This window comes from Ruminococcus bicirculans (ex Wegman et al. 2014) (genome assembly GCF_000723465.1).
Classification (GTDB): domain Bacteria; phylum Bacillota; class Clostridia; order Oscillospirales; family Ruminococcaceae; genus Hominimerdicola; species Hominimerdicola aceti.
The window spans coordinates 1052807-1079418 of the sequence record NZ_HF545616.1; the positions used below are offsets into that span (position 1 = coordinate 1052807).

Annotated in this window: 31 protein-coding genes and 1 pseudogene; 24 read left to right on the forward strand and 8 right to left on the reverse strand. The window is 38.0% G+C overall.

From position 1 onward, the window contains the following. The first annotated feature begins 5 nt into the window (after positions 1-5). The 21 genes and pseudogenes from RBI_RS04765 (at position 6) to RBI_RS14935 (ending at position 13759) form a co-directional block, all read left to right on the forward strand. Positions 6-419: a hypothetical protein gene (locus RBI_RS04765; RefSeq protein WP_038671430.1), complete on the forward strand. Its 414-nt coding sequence runs from the start codon at positions 6-8 to the stop codon at positions 417-419. Positions 420-435: 16 nt separating this feature from the next. Beyond that, entirely contained in the window at positions 436-843 is a 408-nt protein-coding gene (locus RBI_RS04770; protein ID WP_051706456.1) for an SMI1/KNR4 family protein, read from the forward strand. Positions 844-973: 130 nt separating this feature from the next. After that, positions 974-1735, forward strand: coding sequence for a polymorphic toxin-type HINT domain-containing protein (locus RBI_RS14025; protein ID WP_051706458.1), 762 nt, complete (start codon positions 974-976; stop codon positions 1733-1735). A gap of 13 nt (positions 1736-1748) precedes the next feature. Then, positions 1749-2111 (forward strand): hypothetical protein, encoded by a 363-nt coding sequence (locus tag RBI_RS04780; protein ID WP_038671432.1) that lies wholly within the window; start codon positions 1749-1751, stop codon positions 2109-2111. 48 nt (positions 2112-2159) lie between these two features. Then, positions 2160-2747 carry a polymorphic toxin-type HINT domain-containing protein gene (locus RBI_RS14030; RefSeq protein ID WP_154834107.1) on the forward strand — a complete coding sequence of 196 codons (588 nt, stop codon included), beginning with the start codon at positions 2160-2162 and terminating at the stop codon, positions 2745-2747. Continuing rightward, complete coding sequence (locus tag RBI_RS04795; RefSeq protein ID WP_038671434.1) at positions 2744-3289, forward strand: suppressor of fused domain protein; 546 nt, start codon at positions 2744-2746, stop codon at positions 3287-3289. Before RBI_RS14030 ends, RBI_RS04795 begins: the two co-directional genes overlap by 4 nt. A 420-nt stretch (positions 3290-3709) precedes the next feature. Beyond that, on the forward strand, positions 3710-4519 hold the full coding sequence (locus RBI_RS04800; RefSeq protein WP_038671436.1) for a hypothetical protein: 810 nt from the start codon (positions 3710-3712) through the stop codon (positions 4517-4519). Beyond that, positions 4516-4767, forward strand: coding sequence for a hypothetical protein (locus tag RBI_RS04805; RefSeq protein ID WP_038671438.1), 252 nt, complete (start codon positions 4516-4518; stop codon positions 4765-4767). The genes RBI_RS04800 and RBI_RS04805 overlap by 4 nt, the downstream gene beginning before the upstream one ends. A 150-nt stretch (positions 4768-4917) precedes the next feature. Then, positions 4918-5526, forward strand: a complete 609-nt coding sequence (locus RBI_RS04810) for a hypothetical protein (RefSeq protein WP_038671440.1) — start codon at positions 4918-4920, stop codon at positions 5524-5526. Positions 5527-5548: 22 nt separating this feature from the next. Continuing rightward, positions 5549-6430, forward strand: a complete 882-nt coding sequence (locus RBI_RS04815; RefSeq protein WP_038671442.1) for a leucine-rich repeat domain-containing protein — start codon at positions 5549-5551, stop codon at positions 6428-6430. 23 nt (positions 6431-6453) lie between these two features. Then, on the forward strand, positions 6454-6750 hold the full coding sequence (locus RBI_RS04820; protein WP_051706463.1) for a hypothetical protein: 297 nt from the start codon (positions 6454-6456) through the stop codon (positions 6748-6750). Positions 6751-6871: 121 nt separating this feature from the next. Further along, positions 6872-7312: pseudogene (locus RBI_RS15625) on the forward strand (DUF6973 domain-containing protein); the annotation flags it as partial. Positions 7313-7358: 46 nt separating this feature from the next. Next, positions 7359-7811 (forward strand): hypothetical protein, encoded by a 453-nt coding sequence (locus tag RBI_RS04825; RefSeq protein ID WP_117958429.1) that lies wholly within the window; start codon positions 7359-7361, stop codon positions 7809-7811. A gap of 138 nt (positions 7812-7949) precedes the next feature. Then, a complete protein-coding gene (locus RBI_RS04830; RefSeq protein ID WP_038671446.1) occupies positions 7950-8393 on the forward strand; it encodes a hypothetical protein in 444 nt (147 codons plus the stop codon). Between the two features lie 84 nt (positions 8394-8477). Continuing rightward, the gene (locus tag RBI_RS14770; protein WP_148303574.1) at positions 8478-8726 is read left to right on the forward strand and encodes a hypothetical protein; all 249 of its coding nucleotides are present in this window, start codon (positions 8478-8480) and stop codon (positions 8724-8726) included. Positions 8727-8729: 3 nt separating this feature from the next. Beyond that, a complete protein-coding gene (locus tag RBI_RS04835) occupies positions 8730-9017 on the forward strand; it encodes a hypothetical protein (protein ID WP_038671448.1) in 288 nt (95 codons plus the stop codon). A 64-nt stretch (positions 9018-9081) separates the two neighbouring features. Then, a protein-coding gene (locus RBI_RS04845) for an IS3 family transposase (protein ID WP_242843625.1) occupies positions 9082-10243 on the forward strand; the annotation gives its coding sequence in 2 pieces (ribosomal slippage) (positions 9082-9366 and positions 9368-10243; 1161 coding nt in all). A 674-nt stretch (positions 10244-10917) separates the two neighbouring features. Continuing rightward, the gene (locus RBI_RS04850) at positions 10918-11823 is read left to right on the forward strand and encodes a DUF5104 domain-containing protein (protein WP_038671450.1); all 906 of its coding nucleotides are present in this window, start codon (positions 10918-10920) and stop codon (positions 11821-11823) included. 396 nt (positions 11824-12219) lie between these two features. Further along, complete coding sequence (locus RBI_RS04855; protein WP_038671452.1) at positions 12220-12798, forward strand: hypothetical protein; 579 nt, start codon at positions 12220-12222, stop codon at positions 12796-12798. Positions 12799-13181: 383 nt separating this feature from the next. Then, entirely contained in the window at positions 13182-13616 is a 435-nt protein-coding gene (locus RBI_RS04860) for a hypothetical protein (protein ID WP_038671454.1), read from the forward strand. Then, a complete protein-coding gene (locus tag RBI_RS14935; RefSeq protein ID WP_158455103.1) occupies positions 13616-13759 on the forward strand; it encodes a hypothetical protein in 144 nt (47 codons plus the stop codon). The genes RBI_RS04860 and RBI_RS14935 overlap by 1 nt, the downstream gene beginning before the upstream one ends. A gap of 250 nt (positions 13760-14009) precedes the next feature. On the opposite strand, the gene RBI_RS15405 is transcribed toward RBI_RS14935, so the two are convergent. Continuing rightward, positions 14010-14144 carry a hypothetical protein gene (locus RBI_RS15405; RefSeq protein WP_256320072.1) on the reverse strand — a complete coding sequence of 45 codons (135 nt, stop codon included), beginning with the start codon at positions 14142-14144 and terminating at the stop codon, positions 14010-14012. 89 nt (positions 14145-14233) lie between these two features. Between RBI_RS15405 and RBI_RS04865 the strand changes: the two genes are divergently transcribed. Continuing rightward, on the forward strand, positions 14234-15118 hold the full coding sequence (locus RBI_RS04865; RefSeq protein ID WP_038671456.1) for a hypothetical protein: 885 nt from the start codon (positions 14234-14236) through the stop codon (positions 15116-15118). A gap of 13 nt (positions 15119-15131) precedes the next feature. Continuing rightward, entirely contained in the window at positions 15132-15689 is a 558-nt protein-coding gene (locus RBI_RS04870; RefSeq protein ID WP_038671459.1) for a hypothetical protein, read from the forward strand. A gap of 205 nt (positions 15690-15894) precedes the next feature. Here RBI_RS04870 and RBI_RS04875 read toward each other — a convergent pair whose 3' ends face one another. The 6 genes from RBI_RS04875 to RBI_RS04900 form a co-directional block, all read right to left on the reverse strand. After that, on the reverse strand, positions 15895-16161 hold the full coding sequence (locus RBI_RS04875; RefSeq protein WP_117864549.1) for a DUF1294 domain-containing protein: 267 nt from the start codon (positions 16159-16161) through the stop codon (positions 15895-15897). Positions 16162-16219: 58 nt separating this feature from the next. Further along, on the reverse strand, positions 16220-19933 hold the full coding sequence (locus RBI_RS04880) for a phosphoribosylformylglycinamidine synthase (protein WP_038671461.1): 3714 nt from the start codon (positions 19931-19933) through the stop codon (positions 16220-16222). A gap of 181 nt (positions 19934-20114) precedes the next feature. Continuing rightward, entirely contained in the window at positions 20115-21602 is a 1488-nt protein-coding gene (locus RBI_RS04885) for an L-fucose/L-arabinose isomerase family protein (RefSeq protein ID WP_038671463.1), read from the reverse strand. 96 nt (positions 21603-21698) lie between these two features. Further along, positions 21699-22457: a YdcF family protein gene (locus RBI_RS04890; RefSeq protein ID WP_038671465.1), complete on the reverse strand. Its 759-nt coding sequence runs from the start codon at positions 22455-22457 to the stop codon at positions 21699-21701. A gap of 109 nt (positions 22458-22566) precedes the next feature. Continuing rightward, positions 22567-22836 carry an HPr family phosphocarrier protein gene (locus tag RBI_RS04895; RefSeq protein WP_046440140.1) on the reverse strand — a complete coding sequence of 90 codons (270 nt, stop codon included), beginning with the start codon at positions 22834-22836 and terminating at the stop codon, positions 22567-22569. 483 nt (positions 22837-23319) lie between these two features. Further along, positions 23320-23550, reverse strand: coding sequence for an HPr family phosphocarrier protein (locus RBI_RS04900; protein ID WP_022287796.1), 231 nt, complete (start codon positions 23548-23550; stop codon positions 23320-23322). Positions 23551-23800: 250 nt separating this feature from the next. Between RBI_RS04900 and mtaB the strand changes: the two genes are divergently transcribed. Beyond that, positions 23801-25105 carry a tRNA (N(6)-L-threonylcarbamoyladenosine(37)-C(2))-methylthiotransferase MtaB gene (gene mtaB, locus RBI_RS04905; RefSeq protein ID WP_038671467.1) on the forward strand — a complete coding sequence of 435 codons (1305 nt, stop codon included), beginning with the start codon at positions 23801-23803 and terminating at the stop codon, positions 25103-25105. 58 nt (positions 25106-25163) lie between these two features. Here the strand turns inward: mtaB and gatB are convergent, their stop codons facing one another. Then, complete coding sequence (gene gatB / locus RBI_RS04910) at positions 25164-26600, reverse strand: Asp-tRNA(Asn)/Glu-tRNA(Gln) amidotransferase subunit GatB (protein ID WP_022287798.1); 1437 nt, start codon at positions 26598-26600, stop codon at positions 25164-25166. Positions 26601-26612: the final 12 nt, after the last annotated feature.

A 26612-nucleotide genomic window follows, 5' to 3' on the forward strand; every position in this document is an offset into this window, starting at 1 on the left:
AACTTATGTTAAATGAATTTGAAGAATACATAAAAGGGAATTTTTCAGATGATTATTGGTATGATGACGCATTATTCTTATGTGAAGATTTTCTAAAACATTTTTCAGATTTAGAATGGACTTTACTAATTTCTAAAATGCAAAATTATGATATTCAAAGTCAAGTACGGCTTGCAGAATGTTTGGCAGATGTTAACAATAAATATAGTGTTAAGATTCTGATAATATTAACTCAAACAGAAAATAGTAATTTATTAATTACTTGTATTGATTCGTTAAGAGATGCAAATTTTTCTTTGTTAACTGTTGAAGAAAAGCATAACGTCTCAATAAATGCCAAAAAAGTACTAATAAGTTGCTCCGAAATGGAGAAGAAAGTTATTCGTAATTTTTTAAACAAAATACAATCCTCACAATAATGTGGAGAAATTTGTAATGAATAAGAATATTATCAATCTAGTAAGTAAGATGGATTTAAATAAGTCCGCTGATGAAAAAGAAATAATGGAGGTAGAGAACCGCATTGGCGTTAAGCTACCTATTCAATATAAAGAATTTATGTTGTATTCAAATGGTGCAGAAGGTGAATTAGGAGAAAATTCATATTTGGTTATATGGCCAATTGAAGAAATTATTTCACTAAATGAAGCATATTCAGTAAATCAATATACTCCTGGAATTTTATATTTTGGTTCTGATGGTGGAGACATTGCATACGCATTTGATATTAGAAATGAAAACATATCAATTATTGAAATTCCTTTTGAGTCAATTCATATTGAAGATGCACAACTGTGCGCATATGATTTCAATGATTTTATAGAAAAGATGTATAATGAATAGTCATTGATTAATTAAAACATAGTTTGCATTTGTGCAATTCAATCAGAAACTTCACTCCAGCAAATTATACAATGGCTTTCAATTTACAGTAAGTGCCTTAGCTGTTTTTAGTGGAAGCACTTATAATTCAATGAAAAAGCATCAAGAAACGCTTACTTGTTTCGTTGCAGGAACAATGATACTAACAGCAAGCGGACTTGTTGCTATTGAAAACATAAAAGCAGGAGATAAAGTCATTTCAACATACCCTGAAACAATGGAAACTTCTCCGAAAACTGTTCTTGAAACCTATATAAGAGAGGTAACAACGCTTGTTCATCTCACTGTGAACGGTGAAGAAATCGTTACAACTGTTGACCATCCGTTCTATGTAAAAAATCAAGGCTTTATCAAAGCAGGAGAACTAATAGTTGGTGATGAACTCCTTGATGTAAACGGAAATGTTCTTTTAGTTGAAAATTTTGATGTTGAGTTGACAGATAAACCCGTAAAGGTGTATAATTTTCAGGTAGAAGATTTCCATACATATCACGTTAGCGGATTAGCTATATTGGTACATAATGCTGGTGGGTATGAAAGATCTCAAAAATATTCAAATAATTGGTCGGATGAAAGTTTATCTAAAACTGTTGATAAAATTGCACCTGATTCAAAACCAGTAAAGACTTCTAGCAGCAAGGAGATATATAATAATCCTAAAACGGGGAAACAAGTAGTATATGATACAGATGGTAATTATTTTAGGATTGAAGACACAACTTTAACGGGAAAAAGAGTATACACTGATATTAATGGAAATCAAATTCCAAACAATAAAATTGTTAATGGAAAACAGATTGGTATTTCGAAATCTGAATATAATCAGTTGACACATTTTAATAATATTGATTAAGGAGATTGTTAAAATGAAACAAATGGCAGAAAGCAATAATTATCTTATACTCAATGAATATGAAAAAGTATTTCTCAAACTAAAAGTAGCATCTCAATTAATTTTAATTGGTGAATTCTATGGCGATCCAGATGTTGCTTTGATTTCAGACGATGAGACATACTGTGCTGTTGGTGGAGAAGGTGTGATTATTTATTATTTAAGAGATCCATTTGAGGAATTTTCCACCGATCACAAATCATCAAATCAATGGAAAATTTGGGGAAGAGACACCGATGAAGAAACAATGTGGGTGAGCAAAATAGATCAAATTGATAGTAAACATATTCGAGTTGAATTAGAAGATTCTGAAACCATACTATTATCTATTTTCTAACTTATGTTTTGAACCTATATATGAGAAGATTCTAAGCTTATTCATTTGGTGATCAACAGCGAAGAAATAATCACTACAGTTGACCACCCGTTCTATGTAAAAAATCAAGGCTTTGTCAAAGCAGGAGAACTAATAGTTGGTGATGAACTCCTTGATGTAAACGGAAATGTTCTTTTAGTTGAAAATTTTGATGTTGAGTTGACAGAGAAACCTGTTACAGTGTATAATTTTCAGGTAGAGGATTTCCATACATATCACGTTAGTGGTTTTAGCGTGTTGGTACATAATGCAAGTGATTTATATGCAAGGGGATCATTTAGACGCAGTGCAAGACAAAAAGCAGAAAGTGAGGCACCAAGAAACTCTAACGGAAAAATGAAATGCCCAACTTGGGGAAAAGAAATACCTGATAAAATAACAATAAATACCAAGAATGGTCCGGTTGATAGAATAGGTTATGACCTTGATCATTATCCAGAGACTTGGGCTGAGAGAAAGGTAAAATTACAATCATTAGAAACAACTCCTACAAGAACAGAAGTTTTAGACTGTTATAATTCAGATTTGAGAGTTCAGTGTCATGAATGCAATATAAAACATATATTTGAAGGAGTGAAAGGAGATTTTGCTGAATGAGTTTAGGTGAAAGTATACTTGACCATTATGAATTGTTTTTAGGAAAATATATAGGTGTAGATAAATATACAAGCGGCGAATACGTTATACAACTTTTGGGATTTGACAGAACGTTTAAAGATTGTTTAACATTCGCATCTTTGGGACTGTCAAATTATTCGAATTTAATTAATAATTCATGTGAAGTAATTATGCCAGTAGATGATGATTATGATAATTGTGCTGTTGTATTTGCGAATGCTTTATTTTATGTTCTTCAACAACAAATGGATTTTGGCAGAGGTACAATAATTGAAGGTCTAGATAACATAATTGCAGATTTTTCAAAAAGGCATAATAAAACAGCGATTTATTTTACGGAATCATATGTTTTACCAGAAGAATTTTCAAAAATTGAAGATCACTTAAAAATGTATATAGCGTTTTTTATTTCAGAAAAAGAACTTGAATTTATTCATAACTATGGTTGCGAAGAATTTGAAAATTTACTAGAAAGTTCAAAAGCTGATATAATAAATCTTAACAGGGAATCTATAGTGTGAAAAAACCGCTGAGAAAACAGTTGTTGAAACTTACATAAGAGAAGATAATAAGCTTATTCATTTAGTTATAAACGGCGAAAAAATCATAACTACAGAAAATCAATGTAAAAAATATAGAATAACGGAGATGTAAAAATGCCAAGCAACCAAGAAAAAGTTTCACAGCTTTTAGATACTATTAGGAGTTGTAGTAAAATACAACTGTATAAACTCTGACTATTATTGAGAGCAAAGACGATTTTTACGACGAGTACTACTACATGAAGCCCGAATGTGAAAAAAGCCGTAGGGAGAAATTCAAGGACGGCTGCAAAAAAAGTCGGCGAGTGGTGCAAGGAGCATTGGAAAGAAATTCTCATCACAGTAACAATTGTAATATGAGCAGTATTAGCTATAGTTGCCGTTGTTGCCACTGGTGGAATGGCTCTTGTGCCATTATTAACCACTGTGCTTACAACGTTTGGAGTTTCTGCAGGTCTTACTACGACAATTGCAACGATAACTAGTCTTTCTGTTGCTACAATAGCGATACTTTCAACTCTTGGTTCAAGTACATTAAATATAATTGACACATGGGGAAATATTGATAATTCAGTTTTTAATACATTTCAAAATGTATTAAATTGGACAAGTACAATATCGAATTGTTTTTATTCCATTGGTTCTATTTATAGTAGTGTAAAAGGAATTTCAAATGCTGATTTAAGAAATTATGGAAAGCAATGGACAACTAATCCTCAATTTCGTTCAGCCATAAGCGGTGAAAGTGAATATAATTTCACACTTAAATCTGATTCGTCAACTTTCTGGTCTGGAATTGGAGATGAGGGTATATGTAACGGAGATCAAATAGCGGCAAATTGTGCGGATAAAATGGGAAGATCTACTTTGGAAACAACTCTTTCATCAAAGGGTATTGAACTTCCAAATTGGGATGTTTCCAATCCTTCTACAATAAGCGCATGGAATAGTGCTTCTTCCTCCTACGCAATGCATTCTTCAGGGAATGTGGAAGCGTTACTCGGAAATACTGTTCGACCAACCAGTGTATGGAATGTCTTTGAACGTACTATTTTAAGAATAAATCCTAATGTAGGAAATATCACAATATATACGCCTACTGCGGTTAATGTGATTACGCATACTACTCAGGTTGGTTCACTAATAAGGAGTTTGTTTATAGGAACTTCTCAAACGGGAATATTATTAAATGATTGGAATAAAAAATGAAAGAAATTAAAATTACAGGTACGAAATGGTATGTCGATATTGAGTACAAAGAGAATATCGCAAGATTTGGTGGGGAAATGTGCGTAGATGGTTTTTATGCAACAGTAAATAGTATATCTTGGATAAAACATCAAGAATATATCGAGAAGAATGAATTGACTGAACTTATCAAAGCGGTGCGAAAGCAAAATAAGAATAGTTCATTCAAAATTGAGTTTGTAAATGATGATGGAAGCGAATATAAATAATATTTGCTGGATTTTTTACCGGGTAAAGGAGTGGTTTATGAGATGCAATAATGAAGTATTTGTAAAATATAGAATAGATAAAAATTCTTTTTTTTGGGGGCTTCGGACATTAATGAAAATATTTTTGATGTTGTGACTATTGACTAAAATGTGGCTGATGCTATTGATTTTGCAATTGCTCTAAATGTGCAACATGGTTCTAATTATGAGAATATTGAATTACATTTTGGATTCTCACGAGAAGAAGGAAATCTTTTTAATGGGGAAAATTCTCCAACTGTTGAAGAGTTTAAAAGGAGAGCAAATGAATTGGGTTCGGAGGTTATGAAAGATTTTGTTCATGAGGCATTACAGTATGTTGAATTTAACGATAATTTAGACATTGTGAATTTTGCTAATGAAAGTACTGATAGAATGATATCTTATAGTGGAGATATTATTTCGACAAGGTATGACGATCAGGATTTTTTATCTGATATTGATCCGAATAATATACAGTATAACTTTGAGAAAAGTAACAGTAATTTTCTCAAAGTTCAACAGGAATATAATAAGGCTGTAATGGATGGCAGAATCGATCCTAAATCGGAGTTCATATCAAATAATGGTGGTATTGATCAAATTCGCAATAATATAAATTACGATGTTAAATCTACTTTGGGTGCTTATATTGATGGTGAACTTGTAGGAGAAAAAAAGAAGAGAGCAGATAAATATAAACAGCATATTGATGCCTTTATAACATTTTTACAAGATTAACTTAATGAGGGATTTGTTTATAATGAAACATAAAACCATATTTTCTACGATGATAATTATTACTTGTATTCTTATAATATTTTTGGCTATTGTAATAGGTTTCGGAATATGGTTCTTAAACAGTGATAATGAAACAGAAGCTGATTTACAGTGGAAACGAAAAACCATTAACGATTGTATTAATCAAACAAGTCAGAATTATGATGAGATACGTGAGTTGGTTTGTGATCCGGGTTCTGATGTTGCACTTTTGGGACACGATTATGATTTGCTCAGCAAATTAACGAATCTTGAAACAATTACTATTGTCGGAATCAGTGACGCTTCAGATGCACAGAACTTTTTTGAAGAGTTAACTAAACTAAAAAAATTAACTTCTGTTAATATTGTAGATTCACCTATTGGTTCAATAAGAAAGCTGGCAGATATCAGAAGTCTATCAAGCTTATGCATTAGATCAAATCCTTATGGGGGTGCTCGTTTTAAAATTGACGATATTGACTTGCTCGGAACAGAGGGAAGCTTCAAGAATTTAAAATCGTTGGAATTATACGATGTTCAAATTGAAACTTTACCGGATTTATCCGAATTAACGAAATTGAAATCACTTTCAATTTCAGGAGCTGATTTTACCAAGCTGGATGATGAAAGTGTTAATTGGGAGAATATTGTATCCCTCAATATAAATTCTACGAATATACACTCAATTGATAAAGAAATTATAAATAAACTTTATAATCTAAAAGCTTTAGATGTTTCTTATTGTAATATTACAGACATAAGCTTTGTGTTAAATTTACCAAAATTAGAAGAGTTCTCATATTTAGGGCATGATACTCATGGAATTGATTTGAAATGCTTAAATGAACATCCAAATTATGATGAAGCTTGGATGAAAGATTAAAAAGTTTAATAGAAGATAATGTTATGAAAGTAATATCAATTGAATATCCAACTCCGTTGAAGAATTGTAACATAAAAAATGATAATATTGATATTTTTGTCAAACTGGAAAACGGAAATAAATATTGCATTACTGTTGCAACAATCGATTGGATAAGCAATCATGTGGGAGAAAGGCATTTACCAAGCGGATCACCTGATTTAATAGTTAAAGAATTACAAAATCAGTTGATTGAAGATGCTGTTAAAGAATACTCAGAAGATGACGCATACTGGCTGCGGGTATTCAGTATGTCTTATGGGGATGAAGTTCCTGATTGATATAAACTTAAAACTTTATGACAATCAATAGCAATCTTAGAAATAATCAATCGTGATAAAATATTTAATTATGCTTTAACTTTTATTCAAATGTTTTGAAGATAATGATGCTCAAGAAGGATCAGAAGTAAATGCTTTTCGACACACTTTTTGGATTTCAATTATAACAAGTAAGTGGGGAGAGAATATAGGCTTACAAGCTGGTAATGCTCATGAAAAAAATCAAAACGTTATTCATGAAATCAAAGATATATACTCGCATAGGTTTAAAACTTTAGGTGATGCTGATCAAGCAGTTGATTTGTTAAACAATGTTATTGGACGGGAAATTGGAAAAACAACATCAATTGATAGTACATCCAAAGATATAGCAAAAAAAGTATTAGATTACTATTATACAAATGGATTAAATATTGTGAAGGAAACCGATGATGGATATTATGTGACTGTAAAAGAACGACTTTCATACGAACGATACAAAGATGATTTAATTATATTGGAAACACTTGATGAAAACGGATTTCCACCAGATAATAAATACTATAATAAAAAAGGTGATTGAATTGGTCAAGAAATATATTAGAGTAATTTTGATTGGAGTATTGTGTATGGGAGTTATACTGAGCATTTTTTCAATAATAAATTATCGTCATTCAAAATCGTTAAAGGATAAAATTATAAAAAAATGTAATGATGATACCGAGATTATTATACATATGTCTGATTTTACTGGCTTTGAATGGGATAAGTGTATTGTATATGGACCGTCAACGCAAACGAAAGATATATGTGATGCATTTGATATAAATTATAATACATATCTCGATTTAAATTATGGGATTATTTTCCTTAATAATAACAATGTTACTTATGAAGAATTTTTCAAAGTCTCAGATCATGATTTTACAAATAAAATTCCAGAATTTATTATTTATCCATATAGACAAAACGAAAGTACGCAAGTAAAATATGCAAGTTTTGAAAAGAATGAAGCGGAATTTAAATGTATAAAGAAAGATTCTGATAATGGCTATTATTATAGGCTTTACCCTATCAATTAAGGCGACATCGAACAAAGATTTTGGGTTACACTTGATTTTAAATAAGAGCATAAAGTGGTAACAAATGATCCAACGGCAACAACGGATGTATGTTGGTGAGCAGAATGGTATGCATTTTTGAAAAACAATTAATGTGAGATGGAATATTTATTATTTGAAATACTGTATCGAGGTTTAAACTATGAGAAGATGCGAACCACTAAACACATAAAAAGCAAACAGATAATTGAACTTAGAAAACACATGCCACTATTGAAAATGGTTTTGCACCTTGTCAATGCTATATACTATAAATTGGGAAATGATTACTGCAAAACAATTAAAAATAAAATTACATCAATAATAAAAAATGATCCTGAATATGCCGTAAAATATTATCACCCTTTATTTATTAATGATAATGCTGATTTGAAATCACTGAAATCAAAAGTGCTTTCCATAGATGAAAGCATATGTGATGTTGATGATGTTATCAGCTCAATAAAATCATCAACGCAGACCCAAGAGGACAAAATTAAATCACTTGAGTCATTGAAAGAAAATATTAGTGAATACATTTCCGATGTTGTGACTATTGACTAAAATGCGGCTGATGCTATCAATAAGAGCAAGAATGATTTTTACGATAAGTATGAATACTTAAAACCAGATATTGAAAAAAGCTGGTTGGAAGAAAAAGTAGATAACGCTTGTGAGTGGTGCAAGGAGCATTGGAAAGAGATTCTCATCACAGTAATAATTGTAATAGGAGCAGTATTAGCTATAGCAATGGTAACAAGTGTTTCAAAGCTAGCTAATTTTGGAACTAGCAATCAATTATTAATTAACATTACAAGAACTTTTGAATTTACATCAGGCTTATCAGGTCTATTTTCATTAAATGGAAGCATCATCAATTGGTTAAAGGAGAAGTGATAATTGAAAATGCATATGGAATTTGTAACAGTAGGCAAAGCAAGTAGCGATAAAATTCATGTAAAATATAATGATAAAATAGCAACATTTCATGGAGAAATAGGAATAGATTATTTTTTGGTGCTTGCTAATAAAATAGAGTGGTATCCAAATAAAAAAGCAACAATTAATGAAAAAATAGAATTGATGACTATAGCAAACAAAACCTTTTTGGGTGAGAAACGGTTGTATTTTATAGCAGATGATGCAATATGGTTTGATTGGAAAGGTATAATGTACCCTAGAAACTGAACACAAAATTGCCAAAACATCGTGACAGTGGTATAATAAAAGAAAGAAACAGGAGGACACGATAATGGCGAAGAGGAACACATACACACCGGAGTACAAGGCAAAAATCGTAATAGAAATACTGGAGGGAGAGCAGACGATCAGCGAGATAGCAAGTCGTGAAGGAATCAACGTCAATCAGCTGAAAAATTGGAAAAAGGAATTTCTTGAGAATGCATCCCGTGCCTTTAATGGTTCAAAATCAGAAAAGGAAGCAAAAAGAGCAGCTGAGAACTCAAAAAAGCGGGAAGAAAAGCTTATGCAGAAAATCGGTCACCTGACAGTTCAGGTGGACTGGCTCAAAAAAAAATCTGAAGAAGTGCTCGGACCTGACTGGAAGGAAAAGTCTGGTTATGAAGAATGATAGGCTGAACATTAAGGAACAGTGTGAACTGCTTGAAATCAACCGCACTTCGATGTACTATCAGCCTGTTGAACCGGCAGAAAAAGCCTTGGAGCGTGAGGAATACATCAAATCACGTATTGACTACTGGCACACAAAATTCTGCTACATTGGTCATCGGAAAATCAAAGAAAAGCTTGTACAGGAAGACGGGATTGCAATCGGCAGAAAGCTTGTCAGACGTTATATGGCGGAAATGAATATCTGTCCGGTTTATCCGAAATCCAATCTTTCAAAGCCCGGAAAGAACAGTTTAAAATTTCCGTATCTGCTGAAAAATCTAAAAATTGACCGACCAAATCAGGTATGGTCAATTGACATCACCTATATCAAAATGGGGCGTAGCCATATGTATCTGACAGCGATTATTGATTGGTACAGCCGTTTTATCGTGGGCTATGAATTGTCTGATACGCTGGATACTGCACCGGTTTTAGCAGCAGTCACAAATGCCATGGAACAATACGGCAATCCTGAAATTATCAATTCTGATCAGGGCAGCCAGTTTACAAGCAATGACTATATTGAATTTCTGAAAGCGAAGAATATCCGCCAGAGTATGGACGGAAAAGCTAGATGGGTGGATAATGTGGTAATTGAACGCTGGTTTCGCAGCTTGAAAACGGAGTTGATTTATATCAATGAATACAGCAATCCCAGAGAGCTGCGCCAGCAGATTGGTAGTTACATCAAGGATTACAACAACGAAAGACCCCATCAGGCGCTTGGCTACAAGTTGCCTGTGCAGGTTTACCAAGCCAAGTCTGTATGCAATGCTGCATAAATTTTGCTTACGTTTTTTGGATGGCTATACAAAGTTTTCGCTGTCACGATAATTTTTTTCATTTGTGTCTTGACAAGGGGGACATTATAAGGTTCTCCATTAATTGTTATAGAAAATAATATTATAAAATCAATAAAAATATCATGTGTTTGTGAAGTACTAGCTGAAGTTGATGAGTTTAACGATATTTCCGATTTTTGTTATCTAAAAAAATATATTGCTGAATTAAAAAAAGCAAAGAAACTTTGTAAAAAACACTCCATTAATAAGTATGATGGTTATGGACATAAAAAATTTTATTATAAGTGTACAAAATGTAGAAGTGTTTGGGCTTTAACAGAACCTGACGGCAATTTTAACGGAAGATTGGAAAAACTATAGGTTTATAGCTTTAGACACGATAAAATATATGATCAATTATATTTCCAATCAAAAGTGTGGAATTGAAAAAAATAAGCAGTAAAATAGCGGAATATATTTTACGTTTTGATAGTGCTGATAAGAGTAAGTACATTTTTTTACGATAAGTATGAATACTTAAAAACCGGATATTGAGGATGGAGAATGGTGAGATCATGTATGAGGCTTTCAGAGATGCGACTGACAGAACTGCAGGGTGGTCATTCTCAGATGAGACTTACATAGCAACATTAGACTGGAAGGAGAAATAATAAATGAAAAAAGTCATCAGCCTTATTTCGAGCTTAGCATTGGTGATATCTCTGAGTAGTTGTGCCATTAAAGAAAAGCCTATCATAAACGGTGTTGAGTATAAATACAACGATCAGTTCTACGCAGATACGGCAGATCAATTATTGACATACATAGACGATGGGGATAAAGACGGCGTAAAATCCTTACTGTGTAACGGTCTGAAAAATTCAGATGGTATTGACGCTGATATACAAGCGCTGATTGATGGATTTGAAGGCGATATAATTCGCACGACAGAGTATGAAAAGGATACTGTGAGCGCCAGTTCTTCAGGAAAAAATTATACCAGTGCTTTTCTTTCCAGATCATTTTATATTATCACGGATAAGCAAAAATACGGGGTATATATAGCAGTTTGCCCCATCGATGAAAAGCATGATGATGGGGAAGATCTGGTCGGCGTTTATAACATATCCATAAATACTTTGGATTATGAGTCCGGTGATATCGAGTGTAATACTGCCAATACTATTGAAATTGCAGACCATAACTGCTGCGTTGCTTCCGGTTATGGCGACAGCAGCAGTTATATAGTGGCTCAGACGGGCAATAAGTACGAAGTTATAGATATTTACAGGATAATCAATCCTCAAAGTATTGTAAAATATAATGATATAACCGCATGGAACAGCAGAGATTTTCTGAGCTTTAAGGAAAAATTCGGCGCTCCGTATGCCGAATCTCTTGACAATGACAAGGAACATGTTTTAGCCGATGTATATATGTATGAAATTTCAGATAGCAATAAATATGCGATCGTGGCTGTTGGCAGAGATGACGGCTCGATCAATGCGCTGTCTGTTAAGGATATAGACAGCCGTTGGAGCGAAGATAATAAATATGAATATATTTTAGAGAATGAATAGATTAAAGGCAAGGAATTAAATAACAAATGAGCAGCGAAATAATCGGAACAAAATTCAAGTGAACGGTATTAACATTGACACCGTTTTCTTCACACCATTTATGCACTGTAAGTCAGCTACTTTTCTGTGCCTGGATCTGGGCTGACCATTCAGTCAGGCGAAATTCGTTCTTTACCGTTGCGATCGTTGTTTTCATTATCATTATCTTTATCTCCACATCTAATTTGGTCTAAGCAGCTCTATAAACTTTTTGAGATTGGGTAATTTACTCTATCGAGTTGCTTGAAGTTTATTATACTTCTTTAGTCATCGGTGGGGTAGATGCGGAGGGTTTGACGGTTACATTCAAATTCACAACGTCAATGATAGATGATATTTTAGAAGATGTCCCCGTTATTGATACAAATAGATATATTTGATGTAAAAATAGAAAATGTTTATTCGTCGTTTGGTGGGAAAGGAAATGTTATGAAATTGGAAAAACAAATTACAAATGGAGAGCTGCTTGAACTTACAAAAAAAGCATTTGAAAATAATGAGGTTGCTGAGTTCCTTTGCGGAGAGAAAGGATATGCTTGTCCTATAAGTCACTTTGTTCCAGCAAATGTACCAACGGATTTTAGTAGAATTATAGATTTTGGAGTATACAAACTTTATGAGGAAACTAAAAATGAAAAAATTGTTGCCAAATTCGAAGAAGCCATATTGTATCTTCTTGATTGCGATCCAGCAAAGAATTGGATAGCGTTTATGGTATGTTGGAATCAAATTAGGAATGAAAAAAGACACGAAGCACCATTTAAATTCATTAATCAAGAGTTAATTGAGAAATTGAAGGAAACGCTATTAAAACACGAAAAGGAGCTTCGTGTTTGTAAGGAATGGCAAGGTTGGAATGAAGAAAATGGGCTTTGGCAGGAAATTACAAGAATTAATAACATTGCAACTAAAGATTATGGGGTGAGTATATTATGAATATAGACGAAATATTTAGTAAAGGTGCATCTTATTTAATATCTGAAAAAGGTTATGAAGACTATATTTCAGGCAAAGATGTTACATTGTGACGTCCTGTTGGAGATGATACTGTTGTTTTGGTTGCACCAAGTGCCGAAATTGATGAAGCTATAATTAAAACCAAATCCGGATGTTAACCCTAATATAGAAGAAATTGGCAACACGAATTCAATAAATGGAATCCCAACCAAACAATTAAATAATCTATATAATTCATTAGGAAGAGATTCTGAGTGCTTACGTTTCATTCATTGTATTTACTATACAAGCGCAGCAAGAGCTTTCATATGGGTTCTCTTTAAAATACCCTTAAATACTTTTATTATTGTGAGGTTTAGACTATGGCATTTGTTAATGAAAAGCTGACTCCAACGCAAAGAGAGGAACTGGCTAAGAAAAAGATTAAGAACCCATATGGGAGCTTTAGGGACACGACAGAAGGTATCATGCCTCTGTACTTAACTATTGACAAAAATTCTGAAACATGGTTAGCACATTGCTATAACCATCATGACACGAATAATGATATAGAGGAATTTATCTTTATGTATAAATCAAATCCGATACCTGTTCAAGCAATAAAGAGTATTAATGAACAACAAGTTTGCTGGAAAATAACACGTATTGATTTCCCGAAAGGATTGCTAAACGATAAAGAACACCTTCAAATTTTGTTAACTGACGCGTTCAAAGCTTACAACATATCCGGATGGCCTGGCGAAGAAAGTGGACAGACCAAGGTAATATATGGCTATGAGCAAGGAGGTGTATTTTAATGTTGACGTTATTGGAAGCATTAGATGAGCTCAATTCAAAATCAGAAAGTGAACTTACTCTTGATTATCTTGAAGAACTTGCTAAAAAAGTATCTATCGAATCTGTGCCTCATTTAACGATTAAAGGCTCTGAGATGACCTAAAATTGGTCTTATCAGAGCCTTTTTTACATTATGCTTTTTAATGAAATGTCATTTTAGGTTGTGCATTTATTCTGGCAGCAGGACGCAGGCACAGAAACCGAGTTCGGCTGATAGCAATATATGGTGAGGTCTTTCCCAATCTCAGGGCTAAAATCTTTCAGCGTGTGCTTTGTGCCGTTGAGTGCTACATCTGCGTAAGATACCAGCCATTTTCGGTCTCCGTTGCGAAATACTTCATAAAAAGACCGATTCAGCATTCTTCCACGGGCACACCCTCAACTACTGCCATCTCCTTGTTGCAGTAGCGGAAAATAAAGTCAACACCGTGACCATCCTCATCGAATACAAGTTCGATAACGCAGTAAGCCAGAGGCATTTCGTCCATAATACTGCACTTCTCGTAGAAACCCAACGGCGGGTCGAATTCCTCCTTAGGCGACGGAACGTCTAGCCCAAGCTCCTTACGCAGCCGTTGTGGATGGGCTGAATGGCAGCTTTGACAAGACCGAGTTTGATCTTGTTTCTGCAGAGAATACAACAATTGAAAACGCCCCAACAGACACAACTGCTTTTGGCATTTCCGGAGGTGCGATCACAAAAGATCAGAAGATCGGAACTATTACAGTAAAGATCACCTCAGACACCTCAGACTCCTCAGACACCACTATGGTGAAAAATTTGGAGGATCTGCGCAGCGTATTTGAAAATGGCGGCAAGGCAAAGCTAAACAACGATCTTAACGGAGCAGACGAGAGGCTGAAGCTTTCGTCAGGAAAAGATCTGGAGTTTGATCTGAACAGAAAGACGCTGAGCGTCGAATCTATTTCACTCTCAAATGATGGCAACGAAACGCTGACGCTGCGCAACGGTACTATCGGTTGTTATGTGCAGATGAATGGAAGAGCTGAACAACATCTGATCGTTGACAATTGTACTCTGAATGGGTTGGGCGACAATAATAATTACTCAGATGTGACCTTGAGAGATTGTGTCATCACGAAAGATTGCTTTACCAGCTATGGCGGCATTTGGAAATTCGAGGGAGTCAATAATATTACCAGAACAATGAAAGTTAAGAAAGATGTCACCATTTCCGGCGACTTTACGTTAGGGACGCTTAAAGTTCCCATGGTTACTACCGGTACGCCGACCTTAAAACTGTCGGGTAATATTCGGATAGGCAAATTCTCCTTTGATAGTGTTTATAGAGAAGAGGCAAAGATCATCTGCGGCGTGGGTACATATAACTTTAAGCCTGATGAATATGAAACAGGAAGATATGGCGGTATTCAACTAGCAGAGGGATGCACCGTCAGCGGACCTGATGAGAACGGCATTTACACCGTTACAGCGGAATAAGGAGGGCAGAAAAATGAAAAAAGTTATTATATCCATACTGTCGCTGGCAATGACAGCCTCTATGGCGGTTCCTGCCTTTGCGGACACCACTGCCGACGTGCAGGGCAAATATATGGCAGGTGCGGAATCTCCTGTAACTATATCCGCCGACATTACTTGGGAAGATATGACCTTCGAGTACACCGAGGGCGAAAAGACTTGGAACCCTGAAACACATCAGGTCGATCAGGCAGACGGCAAATGGACCAGCGACACAAAGGCTATCACATTTACAAATCACTCTAATGTGGGCATTATGGCGAAGTTTAATTTTGCTCCCGAGGGTGATATTGAGGGCAGTTTCACTAAAGACGGCACCTCAACTGATAAACTTGAGCTTGACACTATAAAGAATTTGGAGGAAGGCTCAGCCGCTCCGTCTGACACGATGAACTTCGGTATTACTGGTGGTGCTATCAGTGAAAATTGCAAGCTGGGAACTATCACGGTGTATATCACTCCTAATGACAACAGCAACTATATCTTAACAGAAGCTGAACTTACTGAAGCCGCTGTAAAAAACGCACAATGAAAAAAAGACTGCTTTCTACCCTTTTCCGGGGTAGAAAGCAGTCTTCTTTTGTGGTATAATACTATGCACTGTTTTGTATGTGTCAAGTTTTATTATACAGGATCAACTTTATTTTTCGCCAATAAGTTTACGCTGCTTTATATGCTTTTTACCAGAATTGGCAAAAAAATTAGGCAGCCGTTACCGACTACCTAAAGAACTTATTCTATTCTGCAATGACCTTGTATATGATAAATGCCCATAGTGCAAGAGAAATTATCATCACCATATAAAAATACCAGTGTTTTGTTTTGTGACGGAAAAATTCCATGCCCAGAAATCCTCCTGCAAAGCCGCCAAGCAGGCTCAGACCAAGGAGCGTTTTCTCAGGTATCCGCCATTTGTGTGCTCTTGCCTTGTGCTTATCTGCACCAAAAAGTATGAACGTCAAAAGGCTCATTGCGGAAAGATATATTATAATGTATTTCAGCATATCTTTGTCCTCGTATAAACAAAGGGCGGAAAAGCTCCGCCCTTGTATTTTTGTTTTTTTACTTGAAGTAAGCTACGCCGCTTTCAAATATCTTCTGATCCTTTTCACCAGGAACGTTCTTTGATACGCAGCAGCCCTTACGCTCTGAGTGACCCATTTTACCAAGAACACGTCCGTCAGGTGAGGTGATACCCTCGATAGCCTGGAATGATGTGTTAGGGTTGCAATGAATGTCAAATGTAGGCTCTCCGTCAAAGTCAACATACTGTGTAGCGATCTGTCCGTTTGCAGCAAGCTGTGCGATCTCCTCTGCTGTTGCAACGAAACGTCCCTCACCGTGTGAGATAGCCACGCTGTGGATATCGCCTACCTCACAGCCTGCAAGCCATGGTGACTTGTTGGAAGCGATCCTTGTGTTTACCATTTTAGACTGGTGTCTTGCAATGGTGTTGAATGTCAGTGTAGGGGAGTCGTCTCTCATATCTCTTATCTCACCATATGGTACAAGACCAAGCTTGATAAGTGCCTGGAAGCCGTTGCAGATACCAAGCATAAGACCGTCACGATTTTTCAGCAGGTCATGGATAGCGTCTGTAAGCCTTGGGTTTCTCAGGAATGATACGATGAACTTGCCTGAACCGTCAGGCTCGTCGCCACCGCTGAATCCGCCTGGGAGCATTACTATCTGTGACTCTTTTATCTTCTTCTCCATTGCGTCAACAGACTCCTTGATAGCCTGTTCTGTAAGGTTTCTTACAACGAAGATGTCAGCCTCAGCGCCTGCCTTTTCAAAGGCTCTTGCTGTATCGTATTCGCAGTTTGTGCCAGGGAATACAGGGATAAGCACCTTTGGCTTTGCCACCTTGATAGCAGGTGCGACTCTCTTGTCTGCCTTGTAGCTGTACTTTTCAGGCTTTTCAGCAGGCTCTTTCACATGAACAGGATATACAGGTTCAAGCTTGCCCTCCCAAAGTGTCTGGAGCTTGTCAAGGCTTATTGTGTAATTGTCTGACTTTATCTCATAGCTTTCTGTTGTTTCACCGATAACTCTCTCGTCAGTGTCAACGCCCTCAGCAAGCTCGATAACAAATGCGCCATAGCAAGCTCTGTAAAGTTCTTCTGCTGTGAGCTTGTCTGTGAACTTAAAGCCTATCTTGTTACCAAATGCCATTTTTGCAACAGCCTCGGATACACCGCCGTAGGATACAGCCCAGCATGAAAGCACCTTGCCCTCAGCGATAAGCTTTTCTACCTTTTTAAATACTGCCTTAAGTGAATCGAAGTTCACAAGCTTGTTGTCATCATACTCAGGCTTGATAAGAATTACCTTAGAGCCGGCCTTCTTGAATTCCTGTGAAACTACCTTGTCTGCGTCTGTTACTGATACAGCGAATGAAACAAGTGTAGGTGGAACGTCTATTTCCTCGAATGTACCTGACATTGAGTCCTTACCGCCGATAGAACCGCATCCCAGCTCTATCTGTGCCTTGTATGCACCGAGGAGAGCAGACATAGGCTTGCCCCAACGCTCAGGATCATTCTGTGTTCTCTCGAAATACTCCTGGAATGTGAGCCAGCACTTCTCATATATACCGCCTGTTGCGATGACCTTTGCGATAGACTCAACTACAGCGCTCATTGCGCCGTGGTATGGGCTTACAGATGAGAGATATGGGTCATAGCCCCAGCCCATAATGGACGTTGTCTTTGTATTGCCGTGAAGAACAGGGAGCTTTGCAGCCATTGCCTGTGTAGGTGTGTTCTGATATTTACCGCCAAATGGCATAAGAACTGTGTTTGCACCGATTGTTGAGTCAAATCTCTCAATAAGACCCTTCTGTGAGCATATGTTGAGGTTTGATATCATAGACTCCCAGCGGTCAGCAGTGTCAGCATCGTTGCTCTCTGCTGCGAAAACAGGAGCAGGGATGGAAATATCTGTGTGCTTTTCAGCACCGTTTGAGTTAAGAAACTCTCTTGTTAGGTCAACGATAGTGTTGCCGCACCAGTTCATTTTAAGTCTTGGCTCAGCAGTTACTCTTGCCACCATTGTTGCTTCAAGGTTTTCCTTTGCAGCCTCAGCCATGAACTTTTCAAGGTCGCTCTTTGCGATAACAACAGCCATTCTCTCCTGTGACTCAGAGATAGCAAGCTCAGTGCCGTCAAGACCGTCATACTTCTTTGTAACAGCGTCAAGGTTGATAGAAAGTCCGTCAGCAAGCTCGCCGATAGCAACGGAAACTCCGCCTGCACCGAAGTCGTTACAACGCTTTATCATTGAAGTAACTTCAGGATTTCTGAACAAACGCTGAAGCTTTCTTTCCTCAGGTGCGTTACCCTTCTGTACCTCAGCTCCGCAGTTTTCAAGTGAGTGGAGGTTGTGTGATTTTGAAGAACCTGTTGCTCCGCCGCAGCCGTCACGTCCTGTTCTTCCGCCAAGGAGGATAACGATATCCTCAGGCTCAGGTCTTTCACGTCTTACGTTCTCAGCAGGAGCAGCACCGATTACAGCACCTATCTCCATTCTCTTCGCAACATAGCCTGGGTGATATATCTCGTGAACGTGACCGGTAGCAAGACCTATCTGGTTGCCGTATGAAGAATAACCATTTGCCGCACCTACAACTATCTTTCTCTGTGGAAGCTTACCTGTGATAGTGTCCTCAACAGGAACCAGCGGATTGCCTGCGCCTGTTACTCTCATTGCCTGATATACATATGAACGTCCTGACAGAGGGTCTCTGATAGCACCGCCGAGGCAAGTTGCCGCACCGCCGAAAGGCTCGATCTCTGTAGGGTGGTTGTGTGTTTCGTTTTTGAACATGAGCAGCCAGTCCTCAGGATTGCCGTCAACGTCAACCGTTATCTTAACAGAGCAAGCGTTTATCTCCTCACTCTCGTCAAGGTCTTTGAGCAGACCAGCCTTTTTAAGCTGTTTTGCGCCGATACAAGCAAGATCCATAAGTGTAACAGGCTTGTCAGTTCTGCCTGCATAAAGGTCTTTTCTTGTGTTGATATAGTCTGCAAAGGTAGCAGCTATGTAGTCTGAGTCGATAGAAACGTTATCGACGATAGTGGAGAATGTAGTATGGCGGCAGTGGTCAGACCAGTATGTATCTATCATTCTTATCTCAGTGATAGTAGGATTTCTCTTTTCAACGTTCTTGAAATAATCCTGACAGAACTTGATATCGTCAAAGTCCATTGCAAGACCCAAGTCTGTGAGCATAAATTTCAGGTCATCGTCTGTTGAATAGATAAAGCCCTCAACAGTCTTAACTGTGGTAGGGATAGTATACTTGATATCAAGTGTATCGAAGCAATCAAGGGAAGCTTCTCTTGACTCAACAGGGTTTATCATATAGTGCTTGATCTGGTCAAGCTCTGCTTCTGTGAGTTTGCCAGAAACGATATAAATTCTCGCTGACTTGATAGTAGGTCTTTTTCCTCCAGTGAGAAGTGAGATACACTGTGCGCAGGAATCAGCTCTCTGATCAAACTGACCTGGCAGATACTCAACTGCAAAAACAAACTCGTCAGCTTTTACAGCAGGCAGGTGATCGTAAGTAACGTCAACAGCAGGCTCAGAGAAAACGACTGGTGCTGCAAGGTCAAAATCCTCTCTTGAAAGACCCTCTGCGTCATAGCGGTTTATAACTCTCAGACCTGTAAGGTTTTCAAGTCCCAGAGCTGACTTTATTCCGCCGATAAGTGAATTTGCTTCAACTGCAAATTCAGGCTTTTTTTCTACATAAATACGGTAAACAGACATGGCTACATCTCCTTATAATAGTTATTTCTATTATACTACATTTTTCGCATATTTGTCAATAAAATTCTTATTATTCGGCAGGGCATATAATTATGTGTGAATAAGCGTTGGCTCACTTGTTGATTTTTTAGTTCATAAAAGCAGAAATACCGCACCATTACAGTGCGGTATCCCTAAAATATTAATCTGCAAACGGATTTTCTGTTGGATAAAGCATACCCTTTGGCTGATTGAAGCCTATGTCTGTCATGCCAAGATATGTCATAACACTGTGGAGTGCCTTTCCATAGTGACCAAAAGCAACAGCACCGTGGTGAGGATAGTTCTTCTGAACGAGAACATGGCGGTAAAATCTGCCCATTTCGTTGATAGCGAAAATTCCGATAGAACCGAATGAACGTGTTGCAACAGGAAGTACCTCGCCCTCAGCAATATATCCTTTGAGCTGTGCGTCAGCCGTTGACTGGAAGCGGAAGAATGTAATATTTCCGTCAACGATATCGCCCTCAAGAGTACCTCTTGAAATATTAGGCTCGCTGTCTGGCTCAAGATTTCTCTTCATGATACGCTGGAACTTCATCTCAGGCTCTTTTACAAGGCATGAAGCCGTGTTTCCGCAGTGGAAGCCCATGAATGTATCCTTATGTGTGTAAGGGAACTTTCCTGCGATATCATCATTGTATATGTCCGCAGGAACAGTGTTGTTGATGTCAAGGAGCGTAACAGGCTTCTGTGATACACAAACGCCTATGTATTCGCTGACAGCACCGTAGATATCTACTTCGCAGGCAACAGGAATGCCTATCTTTGTAAGTCTTGAATTAACATAGCAAGGAACGAAGCCAAACTGCGTCTGGAATGCAGGCCAGCACTTGTTTGCAAATACAACATATTTTCTTGAGCCTTTGTGAGCTTCTGCCCAGTCAAGAAGGGTAAGCTCATACTGCGCAAGTCTTGGAAGGATGCCTGCCATTTTATTGCCCTTGCCAAGCTCTGCTTCCATGTCAGCCACAACAGCAGATATTCTCTCGTCGCCGGCATGGGCGTTGAATGACTCAAAAAGGTCAAGCTCTGAGTTTTCTTCTATCTCGATACCCATATTGTAGAGCTGTCTGATAGGTGCGTTGCAGGCAAGAAAGTCCTGTGGACGTGGTCCGAATGAGATTATCTTCAGATCCTTAAGACCGAGGATAGCCCTTGCAACTGGAACGAACTCGCTTATCATCTTTGCACACTCGTCAGGTGTACCAACAGGGTACTCAGGGATATAAGCCTTGATGTTTCTCAGTGCAAGGTTATAGCTTGCGTTGAGCATTCCGCAGTAAGCGTCGCCTCTGTTGTCGATAAGTGCATCACCGCATGGTTCTTCAGCAGCCGCAACGAACATAACAGGACCGCCAAACTTCTTTGCTAGAAGTGTTTCTGAGGACTCAGGTCCAAAGTTTCCGAGATATACAACAAGTGCGTTACAGCCTGCTGTATTTACCTCGTCAAGGGCTTTGAGCATATCATTCTCGTTCTCCACAACTGTAGGACATTCGTAGATATCGCCGTAAGCCTTTTTGTACTCCTGACAGACCTTGATACGTCTTGATTCTGAAAGCGACATAGGGAAGCAATCTCTTGAAACTGCAACGATGCCAAGTTTCACTTCTGGTATATTTTTCATGTTTCAACCTCCGATTTTCATTTATTTATGACTTTATTCTAGCATACCTTTGTGCTGTTTTCAATAGCTTTTTGTGCAAATTTTCGTGAAATTTAGTTAGCTGCCCAGCATGAAAAAGTGCGTTAGCCCAAGCCACTCTCTCACCCAATATGTGAACAGGTAACGTGGCTCGGTGTAGGCTGAATAAGCGGTGACATTCTCCACGCCCTGAGCCTTTGCGATAAGGCTTGCACGGTATTGATGAAAACCGTCTGTGACGATAGTCATATCATGGCTCATGCCGAGTTCATCGAGTATCTTGAGAGAGTTTTGGATATTTTCGTAAGTTGAAGTGGACTTGTCCTCCATTATTATCCTGTCGCTGTCCATGCCTTTTTCTAGCAGATAGTTTTTCATTGCCAAGGCTTCACTTATTTTCTCATCATCACCCTTGCCACCTGAAACTATACAAAGCGTATCGGGATTGTCGTTCATAGCCATAATTGCAGTGTCAAGTCGTCTGCGTAACATTCGTGAGGGGCGTTCGCCTTTTACCTGACAGCCAAGCACAACTATAATATTGGCTTTTTCAGGGCGGTTTTCCTGTGCTTTGTACATAAGTATGGAAAGAATGCCCACATATATTATCCCAGCAAGTATCAATGTGCTTACAAAGATAAGCCCGAATTTACCTGCGCCATGTCCCCATATTTTTGATAAAATACCGCAGAATTTTGGCCAGTTTGCCGTTATGAGCATTAGTATCACTGAAACGATGATGCCAAGTAGGTTGCCAGAGCATATAACAGGTAATGGTACAAGAAACAGAAACAACAGCAAAGTTTCCAGTGCAAGCAATATTATTTTTACGCTCATTAGTTATCTCCTTGTCTTTTTTGTACTATTATAACATATAGCTCTTGTGATTACAAGGGCAAAAGAGAAAAGCGCTCCGCAGCAGCAGAACGCTTTTATAAGGAATGATCTAAGTTGAGATCAGATCACCGAATTTTTCGAGAAAATCACGCTTGTCGTCATATTTAGCTACCAGCGATACAGTTTTCTTTGTGCCAAGACCGAAAATACCCATAAGTGATTTTGGATTGAGTATTTTTGTTCCTGACTGCACCACCAGATCGTATTTGCAGCTTAAAGCCGCTTCATGCAAAGTTTTGATGTCATTAAGATCGTTTATCCTGATATAAGCTTTGATCATGTTCGTGATTATGCCCTTTGGCATATCCTCCTTTCGCAATAATAACCTCTGAAAAACTAAAAAGAACCGAAAATTTCTGAAATTTTCGTTTCTTTTTACATTGGCAACAGCAGTTCTATACTTATATGTCACATATCTTAATCCATATATAATTATATGCCAATGTGAACAAATAGTAAACAGATATTGTGTAAAATATTATATACGAAGATATTAATATGATTTTTACTTATTTCATGTTAATTTATTATATAAAATTTGGATAATTAATCATATTTAAACGTTTTAGTTAATGTGAAACTTATATAAAAACTATAACAAATCAGCTAAAAGTTTTCTTATTACGAAAATCTCAAACGTTTTATATGCGCTTTGAATGAAAATACAACAAAAGTAGAAAGTGTATATTCGTAAATATATTAAACTATATGATGACATTTTGCAAAAATACGAAATCGTTTAAATTTTGCAACAAAAAAAGCACTGAGCTTTTAAAACTCAGTGCTTTCGTGATATCAAAGTTTAGTCAACAATAAATTCTTTGATCTCGTCAAGGAATTTAGTAGCGTCGTCTGTGTGTGCTACGAGCTGGATAGGATTTGAAAGGTCAAGGCTGAAAATACCCATAATTGACTTAGCGTCAACTGCATATCTTCCTGACGCAAGATCCACATCAAAGTCGTACATAGAAACTACGCTTACAAACTTCTTTACCGCTGCAATGGAATCGAGCATGATTTTTACCTTTGTCATAAATATTCCTCCTTCAGAATGATCGGTATATCCGATCTTGATTCCCACATAAATTCTGTAGATCTTTTCTCTACAATTTATATTATAAACGATTTTTCTGATTTGTCAATGGATATTTGCAAAAAAAATTAAAATATGGTACAATAGTCAAGAGTGATAAAAATCAAAGTTTAGATTTATGCAATATGCACATATATTATTGTGATTTATTGTGCATTATAAACATTTGGCTACTGAAAGGAAATCAAATATGAAAGCCTTTTTCTATACATTCGGCTGCAAGGTAAACCAATATGAAACTGAAAATATAAAGGAAGCAATGCTGTCCGAGGGGTATGAGGTCACTGAGGATTATGCTGATGCAGAGGTCTGTGTTGTAAATTCCTGCACTGTTACCGCTCAGTCGGACTCAAAATGCCGACAGCTTATCCACAAGATAAAAAAAGCCAATCCTGAGTGTCTGATAGTTTTGGCAGGCTGTTTTCCGCAGGCTTTTGAAAAGGAAGCTTCTGCTCTTGACGAGTGCGGTATCATAGTTGGCACAGGTGCAAAAAAGGAGATACCTGCCCTTATAAAAAAGTATATCACAAGTGGCGAGCGTATTATCAGGATAGTTCCTCGTGAGAGGGGAGAGGCTTTTGAGAAAATGACAAACTCAGGTGCTGACCAAAAAACTCGTGCGTATATCAAAATTCAAGACGGCTGTGATCAGTATTGCACCTACTGTATTATCCCCACTGCGAGAGGACACATCTGCTCAAAACCTTTGGAGGATATCGCTCCTGAAGTTCAGCAGCTCGTTGACTCAGGTCATAAGGAGATAATCCTCACGGGCATAAATCTTTGCTGTTACGGCAGAGACTTCAAAAACGGCACACGGCTCATTGACGCTGTTGAAGCCGCTTGCGGCTGTGATGGCGATTACAGAGTGCGTATCGGCTCTGTTGAGCCTGAGCTTATTTCAGATGAAGATATTCTGCGAATGTCAAAGCTTGAAAAGCTCTGTCCGCATTTTCATCTTTCCCTGCAAAGTGGCTGTGACGAAACTTTGAAGCGCATGAATCGCCATTATGATACGGTGGAGTATGCTGAGCTTTGCGAGAAGCTTCGCAGGCATTTTCCAAACTGCGCTATAACCACCGACATAATGGTGGGCTTTCCCCAGGAAACTGACGAGGAATTTGAAAAGTCGCTGGCATTTGCAAAGAAGATATCTTTTGCAGAAACGCATATTTTCCCGTATTCACGCAGACCTACCACTGTTGCCGACAAAATGAAAGGTCAGCTCGACCGCAAGACCAAGCACAGTCGTGCGGCTCAAATGGCAGATGTATGTAACGAAACAAAGGCTTTGTATCTCAAAAGCCTTGTTGGCACAGTGCAAGAGGTTTTATTTGAAAAGGAAACAAGCCCTCAGTGGCATCAGGGTCATGCACCAAATTATGTTACTGTGAAAATTCCAAGGGACAGCGAGGACGTTTCTTTGCGCCGACAGCTTTTAAAGATAGAGATAACCTCGTCAGATGGCGAGTTTTGTTACGGAAAACTTATATGAGTACAAAAAAGAGGACCGCAAATGCGATCCTCTTTCGTTATATCAGATTTTTCTGCGCTCAGCCAAGCTTTGCAAGAATTATCTCTTTCATTTTTCCAGGGTTAGCCTTGCCCTTTGAAGCCTTCATGCACTGACCTACCAGATAGCCCAGAGCATTTGTCTTTCCGCCCTTGTAGTCATTTACAGACTTTTCGTTTGCGGCAAGAACTTCGTCAGCGATCTTTTCAAGTGCGCTGTCATCAGAAACCTGTGCAAGACCCTGCTCCTCGATAATGTCGCTTACCTTTTTGTCCTCTTCAAGAAGAACTGCAAAAACTTTCTTTCCGCCAGCGTTGGAAATGGTCTTTGCTTCGATAGCAGCGGCAAGGTCAGTAAGATTGTCAGCAGTGAGCTTTGTATCTTCGAGAGTCTTGCCTGTTGCGTTCATGTACTTAACAAGGTCGCCAAGTATCCATGTTGTATAGCACTTTGCAGGGAACTTGTCCTTTGCCATGCAATCGTCAAAAAGCTTTGCAAGGGAAACAGACTCAGCTATAAACGTTGCGTCCTTTATGTTCAGACCGAACTTCTTTACATATCTGAGTATCTTTACGTTTGGAAGCTCTGGGATACTCTTTTTAAGCTCGTCAACACGCTCCTGCTCAACAACGATAGTGAGCAGGTCCGGCTCAGGGAAGTAACGATAATCCTGTGCGTCCTCTTTTGAACGCATTGGAATGCTCATTCCCTTTTCGTCGTCCCAACGGCGTGTTTCCTGCTCGACCTTTCCGCCTGCTTCAAGAACAGCTATCTGTCTTTCTACCTCGTAGTCTATACCTCTTACAGCGGCAGAGAAGCTGTTTACGTTCTTCATCTCAGAACGTGTGCCGAATGGCTCGCCAGGCTTGTGAACAGATACGTTTACATCACATCTGATAGAGCCTTCCTGCATCTTACAGTCGCATATGCCAAGATACTGTAGGATAGATTTAAGTGTTTCAAGATAAACCTTTGCTTCCTGTGAGGAACGCATATCAGGCTCAGAAACTATCTCGATAAGCGGAACACCGCAGCGGTTAAGGTCAACAAGTGATACACCATGGAACTTGTCAGAGTGAAGAAGCTTACCTGCGTCCTCCTCGATGTGTATTCTTGTGATACCTATTCTTCTTTCCTCGCCGTCAACAAGGATATCAACATAACCCTTACCGCAGAGAGGAACTTCTGCCTGTGATATCTGATAAGCCTTTGGCAGGTCAGGGTAGAAATAGTTCTTTCTGTCCTGCTTGCAGACACGGTTTATCTCGCAGTTGAGTGCGTGACCCATTCTTATTGCATAATCAACTACCTTTTCGTTAAGAGTAGGCAGTGTGCCAGGCATACCCATGCAGATAGGGCAAACCTGTGAATTGACTTCAAGACCGAACTGGTTCTTGCAGTCGCAGTATATTTTAGACTCGGTATTAAGCTCAGCATGAGTTTCAAGACCGATTACAACTTCGTAGCCTTTTACCATTTTTGTGACCCC

Bases quoted from the DNA above. Each gene is read 5' to 3' on its own strand.
- RBI_RS04770 (WP_051706456.1), top strand. From the start codon at position 436: ATGAATAAGAATATTATCAATCTAGTAAGTAAGATGGATTTAAATAAG.
- RBI_RS04880 (WP_038671461.1), bottom strand. From the start codon at position 19,933: ATGTCTGTTTACCGTATTTATGTAGAAAAAAAGCCTGAATTTGCAGTT.
- RBI_RS04870 (WP_038671459.1), top strand. From the start codon at position 15,132: ATGAAAAAAGTTATTATATCCATACTGTCGCTGGCAATGACAGCCTCT.
- RBI_RS04885 (WP_038671463.1), bottom strand. From the start codon at position 21,602: ATGAAAAATATACCAGAAGTGAAACTTGGCATCGTTGCAGTTTCAAGA.
- RBI_RS14025 (WP_051706458.1), top strand. From the start codon at position 974: ATGAAAAAGCATCAAGAAACGCTTACTTGTTTCGTTGCAGGAACAATG.
- RBI_RS04850 (WP_038671450.1), top strand. From the start codon at position 10,918: ATGAAAAAAGTCATCAGCCTTATTTCGAGCTTAGCATTGGTGATATCT.
- RBI_RS04875 (WP_117864549.1), bottom strand. From the start codon at position 16,161: ATGCTGAAATACATTATAATATATCTTTCCGCAATGAGCCTTTTGACG.
- RBI_RS04795 (WP_038671434.1), top strand. From the start codon at position 2,744: ATGAGTTTAGGTGAAAGTATACTTGACCATTATGAATTGTTTTTAGGA.
- RBI_RS04890 (WP_038671465.1), bottom strand. From the start codon at position 22,457: ATGAGCGTAAAAATAATATTGCTTGCACTGGAAACTTTGCTGTTGTTT.
- RBI_RS04815 (WP_038671442.1), top strand. From the start codon at position 5,549: ATGAAACATAAAACCATATTTTCTACGATGATAATTATTACTTGTATT.
- RBI_RS04830 (WP_038671446.1), top strand. From the start codon at position 7,950: ATGGAATATTTATTATTTGAAATACTGTATCGAGGTTTAAACTATGAG.
- RBI_RS04860 (WP_038671454.1), top strand. From the start codon at position 13,182: ATGGCATTTGTTAATGAAAAGCTGACTCCAACGCAAAGAGAGGAACTG.
- RBI_RS15405 (WP_256320072.1), bottom strand. From the start codon at position 14,144: ATGGACGAAATGCCTCTGGCTTACTGCGTTATCGAACTTGTATTCGAT.
- RBI_RS14935 (WP_158455103.1), top strand. From the start codon at position 13,616: ATGTTGACGTTATTGGAAGCATTAGATGAGCTCAATTCAAAATCAGAA.
- RBI_RS04765 (WP_038671430.1), top strand. From the start codon at position 6: ATGTTAAATGAATTTGAAGAATACATAAAAGGGAATTTTTCAGATGAT.
- RBI_RS04800 (WP_038671436.1), top strand. From the start codon at position 3,710: ATGGCTCTTGTGCCATTATTAACCACTGTGCTTACAACGTTTGGAGTT.
- mtaB (WP_038671467.1), top strand. From the start codon at position 23,801: ATGAAAGCCTTTTTCTATACATTCGGCTGCAAGGTAAACCAATATGAA.
- RBI_RS04825 (WP_117958429.1), top strand. From the start codon at position 7,359: ATGGGAGTTATACTGAGCATTTTTTCAATAATAAATTATCGTCATTCA.
- RBI_RS04820 (WP_051706463.1), top strand. From the start codon at position 6,454: ATGAAAGTAATATCAATTGAATATCCAACTCCGTTGAAGAATTGTAAC.
- RBI_RS04780 (WP_038671432.1), top strand. From the start codon at position 1,749: ATGAAACAAATGGCAGAAAGCAATAATTATCTTATACTCAATGAATAT.
- RBI_RS04805 (WP_038671438.1), top strand. From the start codon at position 4,516: ATGAAAGAAATTAAAATTACAGGTACGAAATGGTATGTCGATATTGAG.
- gatB (WP_022287798.1), bottom strand. From the start codon at position 26,600: ATGGTAAAAGGCTACGAAGTTGTAATCGGTCTTGAAACTCATGCTGAG.
- RBI_RS04900 (WP_022287796.1), bottom strand. From the start codon at position 23,550: ATGACAAAGGTAAAAATCATGCTCGATTCCATTGCAGCGGTAAAGAAG.